Below are 15315 nucleotides of genomic sequence, written 5' to 3'. Positions count from 1 at the left end.
TCGCGGACGGAGGGACCGCCTACCCCCGGGTCGGCCCTGGCGACCCGGCGCCCTCGCCCCCATAATCGGGCGATCGGTGCCGGAACACCGTCAGGGAACGCTCGAAGGGGACCTCGGATGATGACACGACGCCGACGTTCGGCCTGTTGCCTCACGGTCTGCTGGTTCCTCGCCGCGCTGGCGAGCCCCCTCGCGATCGGTGCGGCGGGCGTTTCCGCCGATTTGGTGTTGAAGGGCGGTACCGTCGTCGACGGAACGGGGGCGCCGGCGCGATCGGCCGACGTCGCGGTTCGGGACGGCCGGATCGTGGCCGTCGGCCGGTTCGAGATCGAGCCCGGGACCGAGGTGATCGACGCCACCGGGCTGGTTGTCGCTCCCGGGTTCATCGACCTGCATACTCACTCCGACCGCTCCATCCTCCAGGATCCCACCCGGGCCAATCGGAACTACCAGGCCCAGGGGGTGACGACGATTGTCACCGGCAACTGCGGCGGCGGGCCGATCGACGTGGCGGCCTACCTCGACGCCATCGACGAGAACGGGGCCGGCACCAACGTCATCCACCTGGTCCCCCACGGCGCCGTTCGCGCCGAGGTCATTGGCAACGCCGACCGCCGGGCCTCCCCCGACGAGCTGGATCGCATGGCCGAGATCGTCCGCCGGGGGATGGAGGCCGGAGCCTGGGGGATGTCGACCGGCCTCATCTACATCCCCAGCCGATACGGCGACACCGACGAGCTGATCGCCCTGGCCCGCGTCGTCGCCGAGCACGGCGGGATCTACGCCAGCCACATCCGGGGGGAGGGGACCGGGCTGCTCGACTCGATCGACGAGGCGTTGCGGATCGGTCGGGAGGCCGGCGTTCCGGCCCACATCTCCCACCTGAAGGCCAGCGGCAAGGACGCCTGGGGCCTGGTTGGGCCGGCCTGCGACCGCATTGCCGAGGCCCGGGCCGCCGGCCAGCGCGCCTCGGCCGACCAGTATCCGTACGTTGCCTCCAGCACCTCGCTCGGTGCGATGGTCGTCCCCGACTGGGCCCTCCGAGACGGCGATGAGGCGTTCGCCGAGATCGCCGACGATCCCAGGCGCGGCGAGGAGCTCCGCGAGGAGATCCGAGCCGGCCTCGTCCGCCGGAACGGTGGGGAGGCCATTCGGATCGCCCGATACCCGAAGCGGACGGACTGGGTCGGCAAGTCGGTCGCCGCCATCGCTCAGGAGGAGGGCATGCCCCCCGAGGAGATCGTCGTTGAGATCCAGCGGAACGGCGGCGCCTCGGCCATTAGCTTCATCATGAGCGAGCAGGACGTCCGGCACGTCATGGCCCGCGACTTCGTGGCGACCGCCTCCGACGGCTCCGCCCACTTCCCCGGCGGAGACGACCGCCCTCACCCCCGCTCCTACGGCACCTTCCCGAGGAAGATCCGGTACGCGCTCGACGACGGCGTCATCAGCCTGGAGGCAGCCATCCGGTCCTCCTCCGGACTGCCGGCCGAGATCCTTGGCCTCCCCGACCGAGGTACGATCCGGGAAGGGGCTGTCGCCGACCTCGTCGTCTTCGACCCCGACGCCTTCCGGGACGCCGCCACCTTCGACGATCCAACGGTTCTCGCGCCGGGCGTCGTCCACCTGCTCATTGCCGGCACGCCCGCCATTTCGGGGGGACGCTTCATGGACACCCTGCCCGGCCGGGCCCTCCGCCTCCAGTCGGACGGCCCCGCCGACCTGATCGTCTCGGCCTCCCGCATCTGGACCGGCGATCCCGAGCTCCCCTGGGCCGAGGCCGTCGCCTGCCGAGCGGGTGAGATTGTCGCGGTCGGCTCGATCGACGACATCGCCCGGTATCGAGGGCCGAACACCCGGATCGTCGACCGCCCCGAAGGCTTCGCCATGCCCGGCCTGATCGACGCGCATGGGCACCTGCTGATGCTCGGCTCCTCGATCGAGGAGGTCGATCTCCGAGACGTGGCCGCGCTCGATGAAGTCGGGCGATTGATCCGGGAACGGGCCGAATCGCTCCCGGAGGGGGCCTGGGTCACTGGCCGGAACTGGGACCAGAGCCTCTGGCCCGGCGGCGAGTTCCCGACGGCCGCGATCCTCGACGAGGCCAGCCCGGATCACCCCGTCTGGCTCCGCCGCGTCGACGGCCACGCCGGCTGGGCCAACTCCGAGGCGATGCGTCTGGCGGGAGTTACCGCCGGATCCGAGGCTCCCAGCGACGGTCAGATCATCCGGGACGACAACGGGAATCCGACCGGCGTGTTCATCGACGGCGCGATGGGCCTCGTCGGCCGGGTCGTGCCCGAGCTGTCGGCCGACGACGTTCGCCGCCGCCTCCTGCTGGCCCAGGACGCCGTCCTCGCCGTCGGCCTGACCGGAGTGCACGATGCCGGCGTGCCGGCCGGGGTCGCCGCCGCCTTCCGACAGCTCGACCGCGACGGGCTTCTGAAGCTCCGCGTCTACGGCATGGCCAACCCCCCCGATGGCCGGGAGCTCGAGTTCGTCTCCAGGCCCCCCGAAGCCTCCGACCCGGACGCCCGCTTTCGCCTCCAGGCGATCAAGCTGTTCATCGATGGCGCGATGGGCTCCCGAGGGGCCCTGATGTTCGAACCCTACGCCGACGACCCTGAGAACTCCGGGCTCTACCTGATCGAGCCCGACCTCCTGCTCGAGGTGACGACCGCCGCCCTCCGCAACGGCTGGCAGGTCTGCACCCATGCCATCGGCGACAAGGGAAACGCCCTGGTCCTCGACGCCTACGAGGCCGCCCTGCAAGCCGTCCCCGAGGCGGACGACGCCCGGCTCCGCGTTGAGCACGCGCAGGTCGTCCGCCCTCAGGACGTGCCCCGGTTCGCCCGGTTGGGGATCATCGCCTCGATGCAGCCCGCGCACGCGAGCACCGACATGCGCTGGGCCGACGATCGCCTCGGCCCCTCCCGGGTGCTCGGCGCCTACGCCTGGCGCTGGTTCCGAGACGCCGGCGTCCGGCTCGCCTTCGGCAGCGACTTCCCGGTGGAGATCCCCAGCCCCTTCTGGGGGCTCTATGCCTCCGTTTCCCGACAGGACGCCCGGGGGCTTCCCGACGGCGGCTGGCACCCGGAGCACCTGCTCTCGCTGCACGAGGCCCTGCGCGGTTTCACCTCCGGCTCGGCGTTCTCGGCCTTCGACGAGCAGCGGCTTGGGCTCCTGAGGCCCGGCTACCGGGCCGACCTGACGGTGATCGACCGCGACCCGTTCGCCAGCTCGCCGCAGGAGATCCGGGAGGCCGAGGTGACCGAGACGATCATCGACGGCGAGGTCGTCTTCTCGGGGGATTCGCCCCGCTGATCCCGGGCTCGGGCGACCTTGCTCCCCCGGAACGCGCTCCGTATGCGTCCCGAAAGGCGGGTTCGAACGAGTTGCCGAGATGCAACGGCGCCGCCGCCCCCGGCCGGCCGTCCCCCCCGGCCCGCTTCTCGTATGTTAATGTTAGGCCTCCGCGGTCGGGCCGCCCCACCCCCAGCCCTTCTCGGGGGGATCGCGGCGACCGGAGGCCCCGGGGAACTCCCGGCGGTCGCCCGACGTCCAAGGGAACGACGAGGAAGGGGCCCCACCTCGACCGATTGACGACGTGTCGATCCCTCTGCTAGCGTGGGGCACCCTGACGCCCCGCCTCCCGTCCCGGGGGGCCGCGGACTCTCCGCGACTTTCTGCCCGACCTTCGACGCAACTATCACCCAGATCAAGGCTTCAGGCCGGAGCCGGTTCCGGCCCGCAGGAGAATGACCGCATGCCGAAGATCCAGCCCGTCTGGGCCATCGATATCGGCCAGGCCGCGCTGAAGGCCTTGAAGCTGGTGCCGGGCGAGACGCCCGATCACGTCATCGCCGAGGCCTTCGACTACATCGAATACCCCAAGATCCTCAGTCAGCCCGACGCCGACCCCGAGGAGCTGGTTCGCGAGGCGTTGGCCACGTTCCTCGAACGGAACGAGGTCAAGGGGAATCGCGTCGCCATCGGCGTCCCCGGGCAGTCGGGCCTGGTGAAGTTCATCAAGCTTCCGCCGGTCGACAAGAAGCGCATTCCGGACATCGTCAAGTTCGAGGCCCGCCAGCAGATCCCCTTCGCCCTGGAGGAGGTCATCTGGGACTGGCAGGAGATCGCCACCGAGGGGGACGAGGAGTTCTCCCAGACCGAGGTCGGCCTCTTCGCCATGAAGCGGGAGATGATCCAGCGCGCGATCCTTCCCTTCACGGTCGCAGGGATCGAGGTCGACATCGTCCAGATGAACCCGATCGCGCTGTACAACTTCATCGCGTATGACCGGCTCCGCCCCCAACTCGCTGGCGAGGCCGACGCCGAGGGGGAGGACGTCCCCGCCGAGGCCAAGGTCGAGCCGGCGATCGAGCCGGGCGGCTCGATCGTCCTGCTCGACATCGGCGCCGACCACACCGACCTGATCATCTCCGACGGCGAGCGCATCTGGCAGCGCAACGTCCCCATCGGCGGCAATCACTTCACGCGGGCGCTGACCAAGGAGCTGAAGCTTACCTTCGCCAAGGCCGAGCACCTGAAGCGCAACGCCACCAAGGCCCCCGACCCCCGCGCCGTGTTCACGGCCATGCGCGGCGTCTTCAACGACTTCTCCAGCGAGGTCCAGCGCTCGATCGGCTTCTACGGCAGCGTTAACCGCCAGGCCAAGGTCGTCAAGGTCGTCGGCCTGGGCAACGGCTTCAAGCTGCCGGGGCTGCAGAAGTTCCTGCAGCAGAACCTGAACATGGATGTGGAGAAGCTGGAGCACTTCCAACGCCTGGCCGGCGAGGAGGTCCTCTCGGCCCCGCAGTTCCAGGAAAACCTGCCGTCGTTCGCCGTTGCCTATGGTCTGGGGGTCCAGGGGCTCGGTCAGGGAGGCCTGCGGACCAACCTGCTGCCGGGGGAGATCGCCCAGGCCCGGATGATCCGCGCCAAGAAGCCGCTGACCCTGCTGGCCGCGGCGCTGATGCTGCTGGGCTTCTCCGCCCTGTTCCTCGGCGACTACCGCGCCTTGGCCAAGGTGAAGAACCCCGACTTCGAGTCGGCCGTGGCCCAGGCCAAGCAGGTCAAGTCCACCGGCGACGGGTTCAAAAGCTCCTACGAGGCCGATAAGGGCCAGTTCAACACCCTCAAGTCCCGGGGCGAAACCCTCGCCGAAACCAGCGCCGACGGGGCCGACTTCAAGTCCCTCTTCCAGATCCTCAGCACCTTCATCTACGACCCGCGCGAGGATCCCAGGTTCAAGGATGTCGACTTCGACTCCCCCGAGGGCCGCCGCCTGCTCGACCTGCAGCGTGTCCACATCGACGCCATCCGCCCCGTCTTCAAGCTCGACCTGGCCGAGTGGTTTAACGGCCCCGAGCTGAAGGACCGCATGAAGAACACGATGCACCCGTACGACCAGGAAACACCCCCCGAGGGCCCCGGCTGGGTCATCGAGATCATCGGCCACCACTACAACCCGCTCGTGCTCCGAGAGCCGGGCACCGGTCCCTACTTCTTCCTGACCCAGCGCGTGCTGCCCAACTTCTGGGGTGTGCCCATCCGTCGCCTCGGCTTCTCACATGCCGCCCTGGCCTGGATGCTCACCGACGACCAGTGGACCAGCGAGAAGGCGCTCGCCTCCAACAGCCTCCCCACCAACGCCCCCACCCTCAAGCACTCCGTCGCCGCCCCGACCGGCGGCGCGGCGGGCGGGATGGCCGGCATGATGGGCATGGAAGCCATGATGCCCGGCATGGAGGGCATGGAGGGCATGTACGGCGGTCGCGGCATGGGCATGGAAGGAATGGAAGGCATGATGCCCGGCATGATGGGCGGGATGTCCGGCATGATGGGCGGCATGGAAAGCATGTACGGCATGAGGGGCGGCCGAAGCTCCGCGTTCGGCCGGATGCCCGGCATGGGCAACGAGCCGGAGATGGAGTACCTCACCCGGACCGACTTCGTCATCTACGTCGTCTGGCAGCCCCCCACCGAGGAGAAGCCGGCGAAGGAGCCCGCCGAATTGATCAAGGCCCTCCGCGAGGCCGAGGACAAGTACAAGGGCAAGATCCAGGCCCCGGACCTCGAGGACCTGAAGGCCTTCGAGGAGGAGTCGGCCGCCGAGTCGGAGCAAAGCCTCCAGCAGTTGCAGGCCCCGGCCGCCGGCGCCGAGACGGCCCCCGCCGCCGGCGCCGCCACGACGGCCCCCGCCGAGGGGGGCACGCCACCCGCCGAGACGCCCTGACGACCCCGAGCCCGGTCGGGCCGCCGCCCCCTTCTCCTCGGGCGGCGGCGGCCCCGGGTCTTCCGAGGCGGATCCCGGCGCGGGGACTGCCCGCAACCGGCCGCCCTCGCCCCCCGTCGTCCCTCGCGAATCGACCCGGTCCCTTCCCCACCGACCACCTGAGGCCCCCGGAACCGACCCCATGGACGCCAAGGAAATCCTCCGCCTGATGATCCGGAATCGCTTCTGGATCGTCCTGGGCATCGCCTTCCTGCTGCCGATCATCGGCTATTTCGTCACCGCTGGCACGGTGAAGTCGGAAACCGAGGCCAAGGCCAGCGAGATCAAGTCGGCCAAGGAAGGGGCCCAGGCCTATACCTCGGGCGCGGTCATCAATGGCCAGTATGCGGAGTTCACCAAGGAGAAGATTGAGCTGATCGAGGAGGACGTCCGTGAGGCCCACCGGCGCCTCTACGAACGGCAGGCGCCGCTGCTCGATTGGCCCGAGGAGGTTGCCCCCGAACTGACCGCCTGGGGCCGGGATATCCCTGAGGACATCCCGCCCAACGTCCTGGATGGCGTGTCCTACGTCTATACCAAGGTCTACGACAAGTACGCCGAGGAGGTGTACAAGACGGTCGACCCTTGGGACCCCGTCACCGGTGAAGGGATTGTCGTCACCCCACCGCTGGAAACCCTTCTGGCCACGGTCACGTTCGATGTCAACAACCTCCCCTCGATCACCAAAATCTGGCAGTACCAGGAGAACCTCTGGGTCCGCCGCTCGATCCTCGAGGTCATCGCCCAGGTCAACCGGAAGGCCGGGGCCACCGACTGGGAATCGGCTCCGATCAAGCAGATCAACCGCCTGGAGGTCGGCAACTCCACGGCCGTCGACCACCGCACGGCGGCCGAGGGGTACGAGCTGAAGGATCCTCCCGAGGTCACCAAGGGGGGCCAGTCCCTCGAGCCGGAGAAGCCGGCCACCGCCTCGAGCGGCATGCCCGGCATGGCCGGCGGCATGGCCGGCATGGAAGCGATGATGGAGAGCATGATGGGCCGGGGCGAGTACGGCCCCGGAAGCGGCATGATGGGCGGCATGGCCACCAAGAGCGGCGAGCCCGTCAAGTTCCTCCAGCCCGAGGGAGTCGAGGACCTCTTCCGCGACTACCCGGCCTACGTCTCGGTGCTCATCGACCAGAACTCCATCCAGAACTTCCTGGTCGAGTTCGAGAACTCCCCGATGTCGATGCGCGTGCTTGAGGCCAACTGGACCCGCCCCAAGACCCGGGTCCAGCCCCCCGTCAAGGGTCAGGGCTTCGCCGGGTTCGGCATGGGCGGCTTCGGCCTCGGTCAGGGCGGCGGCCTGTACGGCATGATGGGCATGGAAGGGATGATGCCCGGCATGATGGGCGGTATGCCCGGCATGGAGATGATGGGCGGCTACGGCCGCGGCATGGGCATGGAAGGCATGATGGGAATGGGCATGGAAGGGATGATGCCCGGCATGATGGGCGGCTACGGCCGGAGCGGGATGGGCCGCAGCTCCCTGAACCAGCCCCGCTCGAAGGTCCGCCGCGACCTGACCAAGCAGGAGAAGGACGCCGGAGCGGAGGCCGAGCCCGAGAAGATCACCATCTACGACCCGTATTACAACATCGTCGAGCTTCAGGTCTACGTCCAGGCCCGCTTCTACTACCCGCCCGCCCCCGAGGAGACCCCCGAGGAGGGCAGTCCGGGCGACGTCGCCACCGACCCCCTCTCCGCCGAGGAGTCGACGGAGCCGATCGTCGGCGACGACACCTCGATCGAGCCGGCCCCCGCCGCCGAGGAGGAGGTTCCCGCGGCGACCGACCCGGCCGACGGTCCCGACGCCACCCCGGTCGACCTGGCGCCCCAGGACGCACCCGCCGGGACGGACGCCTCCTCCCCGGCCGACGTCGAAGCGGCCGAGCCCCCGGCCGAGCCGGTCGAGCCCGACACCCAGCCCTGATCGGCCCTCCCATCCGGGCCGGGCAGCGCCCGGCCCCTCGCATCCCCTCCCCGCTCATCTCGTCGCACCGACCTCGACCCGAGCCAGACCGGTTTCCGCAGGAGTCGTCCCATGGCCAACCCGACGGTGGAGAAGCTCAAGTCCTTCGGCCTTCGGTTCGCTGACAAGGCGGCCGTGGCCCTGACCGCCGTGCTCTGCCTGGTCTTTGTCTTCCTCGCCCTGAACAAGGAGACGATCGAGACCACACCCGACGAGCTCAATCGGATCGCCCAGTCAGCCCAGCAGAACATCAACCAGCCCCAAGACGAAAAGACGATCCTTGAGCGCATCGAGCAGGACGGCATGGACCTTAAGGAATCCTTCGGCGCCGCGATCGCCGCCCGGGAGAAGACCAAGGTCGACGTCCGCCAGTTCTCACTGGCCCGCTCGTTCGTCAAGGCCGAGCCCGGCGCCGGCCTGATCCGGGACAGTGTCAAGGACCAGTTGCTCGCCCCCTACGACCTGGTCGCCACCGCCGGTCGCGGCGGCATCCCCTTCGCCGCCCGGGACAGTGCCGGCAACCTCCTGCCCCCCGATCCTGAGGAGCAGAAGCGGCAGCTCTCCGGCATGTACGGCATGATGGGCGAGGGCTCCGGGATGTACGGTGGCATGATGGGGGCCGGCGGCACCGCCAAGAAGAACGTCCGCCAGGAGCAGCTCACCAAGCGCCAGGAGCAGGTCGCCAGCGCCCGGGAAAAGGCCGCGATCGCCGGCGGGGTGACGGTGCCCGCCGAAGAGGAGGAGGAATCCACCTCGATGCTGGTCGACTTCAAGACCGAGGTCCGGGGCCAGCGTTGGGTCGCCATCGTCGGCCTGCTTAATAACAAGCAGTTCCGCGAGCGATACGCCCGCGCCCTGAAGATTTCCGAGGACAGCCCCGAGTCTCACCCCGACTACAAACGCATCGAGATGGAACGCCAGGCCTTCAACCCCGTCACCGGCGACTGGTCGGATTGGACCCTGGTCGATCCTGAGGAACTCGAGCGCCGTTCGGCGGACATCGCCTTCGAGGAAGAGAAAACCTTCGAGATGACCCCCGATGCCGTCCGCCTGCCCCCCATCGTCGACTTCCTCCCCTACCTCGTCTCCGGCTACTGGTCCGGAGTCCACCACGGCCAGCTCATCCCCCCCGAGAAACTCCGGGAACTCTTCGCTGAGGAGGAGGATCAGGGAGCGAACAACATGGCCATGATGGGCATGATGGGGATGGGAAGCAGCATGATGGGTATGGAGGGGATGGAGGGCATGATGTCGGGGAGCCGCGGCATGATGGGCAGCGGCATGATGGGCAGCGGCATGATGGGCAGCGACATGGACGAGATGGCCATGATGGGGATGGGCATGGGGATGGGCATGGGGATGGGCCGGGCCGCCGGCACCGGGCCGGAGTACATGACCGACGAGGAGATCATCATGGTCCGCGGTCTGGACTACACGGTCCAGCCCGACACGACCTATCGCTATCGCCTCCGCGTCGTGGTCGCCAACCCCAACTACAATCGCGATGACGTTGCCCACGGCGTCGACAACACCTCCCGCGAGTTCGCTGGACCCTGGAGCGAGCCGACCGAGGCGGTCAAGGTCCCGGCCGACGTGTCGATCTACGTCATGAACCCGGCCCGGGGTTCCGCCTACAGCGAGGACACCGTCAGCTTCGACGTGGTCGCCTGGAATCCCGACACCGGCGCCCTGGCCGTCAGCAACTTCCCCACCGCCCCCGGCCAGTTCGTCGGCCATCCCAAATCGGTCCTGGTGCCCGAGGAGGGAGAGGACGAACCCAAGAATCAGCTCATCCCCTTCCAGAGCCGGGAGCTGGTCGTGGACACCGTCGGCTCGCAGCGTCCGGTCCAAAACCTCTCAGCCGGCGGTCGGCCACTGACCGGAACCTTCGAGATCCCGGCCGTCGTCACCGTGCTCCGGCCCGACGGCACGATCGCCCTGCACAGCCAGGCGGTCGACGCGACCGACGACCAGCTCGCGTTCATGAAGGAGTCCTACAACCTGTCCATCTCCCCCGAACTGAACAAGAAGGCCCGGGGCAACAACATGGGGATGATGGGCATGATGTCTGGGATGATGGGCGGCATGCCGGGCTCCTGAGCCCCCCGAGCCGCTTTCGACCTCCCCGATGGGCCGATCGGCCCCCGTCGCCTCCAGGCGATGGGGGCCGATTCGTTGCGCCGCGGCCATTTTCCCGGAAGACATTGAAGATTCCGGGCGATCGACACGATCCCTACAGACGGAACTTCGCCGGATTCGGCGTGCCCGGAACGCACCGAGCCATCGGCTCGAGACGGTCGGGGGCGCCGGTCGGGCTCGGGGCCAGGGAGGCGTTTCCTCCCGGGTGCCGGGACCCGGATCCGGCGGGACGCGAACGGTCCGGGAGGATGACGGAGGCGCGGGTTGGGTTGAGCGAGGCCGTCGGCGCGGGCCGCGGCCGTCGGGGTTGACCGGCCGGGTCGATTGCGGTAGCAAACCGGCTCGTCACTCCCTGTCTCGGCAGTCGCCGGTCGCCCCACACCTCGACAGCCCATCGCAGCCGGATCGGAGCAGGGTGCAGCCGCCGGGTACGCACCGGCCGGGACGCCCCCCCAGGGGAGGCGGGCCGGCCGTCGGGCCTCGGCGGCCTTCAATCCCCCGCGTCGGAGGCCACGCACGGACCGCCGCCAGGGAAGTCGGCGGTCGTCTCCGGCCGCGGCGAAAGGAGGTCGCGTTGGGAAGGCTCAGAACACTCACGATCCTGATGAGCATCGGGGTCTGGTCGGCCGCCGCTCTCGGCGCCTACCAGGAGGGCGGACCGTCGCCCGGCCCCGCGTCTCGCCCGCCCGCCCCGGTGCCGCCGGTGGAATATCTGCGGGCTGGCGCCAAGCTCTTCAATAACGGGCAGTATGATCTGGCGGCCAGGTATCTGAAGGCCGCCCACGACTATCGCGATCAGCTCTCCCAGGAGGAGGCCGCCCGGCTCGACGAGTACTTCCGGGCGATGGAGGTGGTTTCCGGCCAGCCGTCGTCGCCGGCCCCGACTGTCGACGGCAGCGTCTCCCAGGCCCAGCAGGCGTCGGCCCCCCCGGCCGCGGCGGAGGGGCCGGCTCGCTCGGCCGGCTTCGCCGCGGGGGTCGACCCGAGCACGTCGATTCGGGACTACCCGACCGACTCCAAGTCGGCCGCCCGCTGGCTGCTCGTCTCGGCCCGAGAGGACCTCGCCCGGGGCGACTACGACGCCGCCCAGGCCAAGGTCGACAAGGTCCGGACGATGGACGTCAAGTGGGGCCTCTTCGACGAGGTGACCCCCAACAAGCTCCAGAAGGAGCTGGACAAGGTCCGGCCCGACGGTGCCTCCGGCGCCGCCGCCGCCTCGGCCCCGCCGGCCGGCGACCTCGGCCAGCGGAAGGACGCGGCCCGCTCCCGGCTGGAGGAGGCCCGCCAGGCCCTCTCCGCTGGCGACTACGACCGCGCCCAGGCGATCGCCAGCGAGGTCGGCTCCTGGGGCCTGAGCTTCGGCGTCCTCGAGGATAGCCCCGAGAAGGTCATCGCCGCCGCCCGGGCCCTTCGGGTCCGCCAGGCGACCGGCTCGGCGAACGATCAGTCCACCTACGACCTGCTCGTCTCCGAGGCCCGCGCCCTGCTCCAGCAGGGTCGGCTCGACGAGGCCTCCGAGAAGGCCCGCCATGCTCTTCGGCTGAACGTCGTCCCGACGCTCGACGCCGACCGTGCCGAGGCGGTCCTGCACGACGTCGAGATGGCCCGATCCGGCCAGCCGATGTACCTCCCGGAGCCCTCGGCCGGCGACTCGGCCGTCCGGATGGCCCAGCACACCCCGGACGATCCGTTCGCCGGAGCGGCCCCGGCCGCCGAGTTGCCCGGCTTCGATGAGCCGGCCCCGGCGGTCGAGTCGGAGCCGGCCGGCCTGGCCGTCGCGGTCGGCGAGGTCCCTGCGGAAGAGGCGGGCGACCCGGCCTCCGTCGCCATGGAGCAGGCCAACGCCCTGCTGGCGGGCGGGAACTTCGCCGCCGCCCGAGAGGCGATCGACCGGGCCGTCGCCGCTGGCGCCGGTGCCGAGGCCGAGGACCTGAGGGCCCAGATCGGCCTGGCCGAGCAGGCCGCCTCGCTGCAGCTCTACGACGCCGCCCTCGCGGCCGTCCGCGAGCAGGAGTTCGAGCGGGCCCGAGCCCTGCTCAACGAGGTCGCCGCGATGCCCTCGGCGCTCGACGCCGAGATGGCCCAGCGGGTCCAGGACCTGCTCATGAGGCTCCCCCAGGGAGCTGACGCCGCCCCGGCCGGCGGCCTGGAGGCCCAGCTCGACGCCCAGACGATCGAGGCTCAGCGGCTCAATGCCGAGGTCGGCACCAAGGTCGCCGAGTCCCGTCGCCTGATGGAGACGGAGCCGGACAAGGCCATCGCCCTGCTTGAGGAGACCAAGGCTTCGGTCGAGGCCGCCGGCCTCTCCGCCCCGGTCGCCCGCACGATGATCCGACGCCTGGAGGTCGCCATCGAGCTGGCCAAGCGCGACAAGTTCGCCGTCGAGGCCAAGCTCGCCGACAAGGAGGCCCGCGAGGACGCCCAGCGCACCAAGCTTCGCGTCTACGAGGCGGATATCGCCAAGCAGAAGCAGATCGCCGAGATGATGGAGAAGGCCACCGCCGCCCAGAACGACGGTGATTACGCCGCCGCCGAGGCGTGGGCCGAACGCGTCATCGCTCTGGACCCCAACAACACCGCCGCCGTCGCCATGGCCACCGTCATGCGGGTCCGCCGCCACTACGAGGAGGACCAGCGCATCCGGGACGCCAAGGAGGAGGGAGTCCTCAACGCCTTCCACGACGTCGACTCCGCCGCGGTCATCGATGGCGACGTGCTCAGGAACGGCATCGCCTACCCGCGCAACTTCCTGGAGATGACCAAGGACCGCGGCAAGTACGTCGACCCGGTCCCCTACAAGGAGCCCGAGACGCTGGAGGTCGAGAAGAAGCTCAATGAGCCGATCTCGATCAACATGCCCAACGGCACCCTGGGCGAGGCGGTCAACTTCCTCCGCAACTACACCGGGCTGAACATCGTCGTCGACAACGTTGCCCTGCAGGACGAGGCCCTGACCGAGCAGACCCCGGTCAACAACCTCATCCTCAACAACACCAAGATCAAGACGGTCCTCCGCCTGATGCTCGAGCCGCACGGCCTGAGCTACAAGATCGAGGACGGCGTCCTGATCGTCACCACGCCGCAGTCCAAGAGCCGCGTCTTCCCCCGGGTCTACTCGGTGGCCGACCTGGTCGTCGCCCCGCCGAAGAACCCCAAGCCGCCGGCCGAGATCATCAACCCGATCGCCGCGGCCAACCAGCCCGGCAAGGTCAGCGGCGAGGCCACTCCCGCCTCCCTCGACACCACCTCCGGTGACACCGGCGGCATGCAGTGGACGATCGAGGACCGCAAGGAGGACTTCGGCCCACTGATCCAGCTGATCACCACCTCGATCGCCCCGGGCACCTGGGAGATCAAGGACCCCAACACCGGCGCCTCGGTCCGCACCGGCTACGGCCTGGGCGGCGGCTTCGGCGAGGGCGGCGGCCTGGGCTTCGAGGACGAGGAGCCGCCGATCGGCTCGATCACGCCGTTCTTCCTCAACCTGAGCCTGATCATCCGCCACACCTCGGAGGTGCACGACCAGGTCATCGACCTGCTCCGTCAGCTCCGTCGCCTCCAGGACCTGCAGGTCTCCGTCGAGGTCCGGTTCATCACCGTGAATGACAGCTTCGCCGAGTTCATCGGCGTCGACTTCGACTTCTCGATCCAGTCCGACCTGTATGGGCCCAAGAGCAGCTTCGTGGTCCCCAACCCGGCGGCCGTCCCAATTGCTCCCGGCCCGGGCGGCGGCGGCGGCGGCGGCGGCGGCGGCGGCGGCACGGCCACGGCGGTGCCCCCCTACCTGGTCGACCCGGCCCGGGACCACTCGCTCGGCAACCGGCAGCCGCTGGTGCTCGGCGTCGGCAACGCCCAGCCTGGAACCGGGGCCCTCAAGTTCACCAATGACCTGCAGATTCCCGTCCTGCAGGACAGCTTCTCCCCGGCGAGCCTGATCTCCAACCTCGCCAACCTGAACGCCGGCACCAACTTCGGCATCTCGTTCCTGAGCGACCTGGAGGTCTACCTCTTCCTGCAGGCCGTCCAGCAGAACACCCGGTCGAACGTGGTGCAGGCCCCGAAGGTCACCACCTTCAACGGCGCCACGGCCACCATCGGCGATCAGACCCAGCGGTTCCTGGTCACCGGCCTGACGCCGCTGGTCAGCAACGGGGCCATCGCCTTCCAGCCTCAGATCACCCCGATCCAGGACGGCGTGACGCTGAGCGTCACCCCGGTCGTCACGGCCGACCGCCGCTACGTCCGGCTGACCCTCTCGCCGTTCTTCCAGGTGATCCGAGACGTCCAGCCCTTCACCTTCGGCTCGGGTGCCGTCGGTGGCGGTGGCCTGGGCGGCGGTGCGGCCAACCTGCAGTCGACCATCCAGCTGCCGATCGTCGCCAACACCTTCGTGATCACCACCGTCACCGTCCCCGACGGCGGCACGGTGCTCATGGGCGGCGTCAAGCGGCTCCAGGAGCAACGGCTGGAGTACGGCACCCCGGTGCTCTCGAAGATTCCGACCATCAACCGGCTGTTCCGGAACATCGGCATCGGCCGGACGACCGACAGCCTCATGCTGATGGTCACCCCGAGGATCATCATCCTCGAGGAGGAAGAGGAGCGGATCGGCATCCCGGCCGTCCCGGTCCAGGGCCTCCCCTGATCCGGCCCCGGCCTGCCCGACCGCGGGCCGGGTCGATCGGATCGCATCGCACTCGCCTTGCGACGCGGCCCGGCCCTCCCGCCAACCTTCTTCCCAACGCGACCCGGCCGCCGGGGGGTTCTCCCCCCGGCGGCCCTTTCCATTTCCTCCCCGGGGCGATAGCCTCGATCGAAGACGCGCCTGATGGCCGATGACGGACGGCGGATGGTGTTGACGGATCCCCCCGTCGGCACTCGCCGGAGGACGGATGGCCGATGAGGGGCAAGGGACGCCTTCGGCGGC

At 69.4% G+C, this 15315-nt stretch carries 5 protein-coding genes; all 5 read left to right on the top strand.

Features of this window, described 5'->3' with window-relative positions; genetic code table 11:
* Window positions 1–117 precede the first annotated feature (117 nt).
* The 5 genes from TsocGM_RS15235 (at window position 118) to TsocGM_RS15215 (ending at window position 15033) form a co-directional block, all read left to right on the top strand.
* A complete protein-coding gene (locus TsocGM_RS15235) occupies window positions 118–3324 on the top strand; it encodes an amidohydrolase family protein (RefSeq protein WP_233578916.1) in 3207 nt (1068 codons plus the stop codon).
* Between the two features lie 442 nt (window positions 3325–3766).
* Window positions 3767–6238, top strand: a complete 2472-nt coding sequence (gene pilM, locus TsocGM_RS15230; protein ID WP_126726324.1) for a type IV pilus assembly protein PilM — start codon at window positions 3767–3769, stop codon at window positions 6236–6238.
* 181 nt (window positions 6239–6419) lie between these two features.
* A complete protein-coding gene (locus TsocGM_RS15225) occupies window positions 6420–8210 on the top strand; it encodes a hypothetical protein (RefSeq protein ID WP_126726323.1) in 1791 nt (596 codons plus the stop codon).
* Between the two features lie 111 nt (window positions 8211–8321).
* Entirely contained in the window at window positions 8322–10349 is a 2028-nt protein-coding gene (locus TsocGM_RS15220) for a hypothetical protein (RefSeq protein ID WP_126726322.1), read from the top strand.
* A 613-nt stretch (window positions 10350–10962) separates the two neighbouring features.
* The gene (locus tag TsocGM_RS15215; RefSeq protein ID WP_126726321.1) at window positions 10963–15033 is read left to right on the top strand and encodes a type II secretory pathway, component PulD; all 4071 of its coding nucleotides are present in this window, start codon (window positions 10963–10965) and stop codon (window positions 15031–15033) included.
* Window positions 15034–15315 lie beyond the last annotated feature (282 nt).

Origin of the sequence: Tautonia sociabilis, assembly GCF_003977685.1 — a bacterium.
Taxonomy (GTDB): Bacteria; Planctomycetota; Planctomycetia; order Isosphaerales; family Isosphaeraceae; genus Tautonia; species Tautonia sociabilis.
This window is presented reverse-complemented; position numbering and strand designations above follow the sequence as displayed.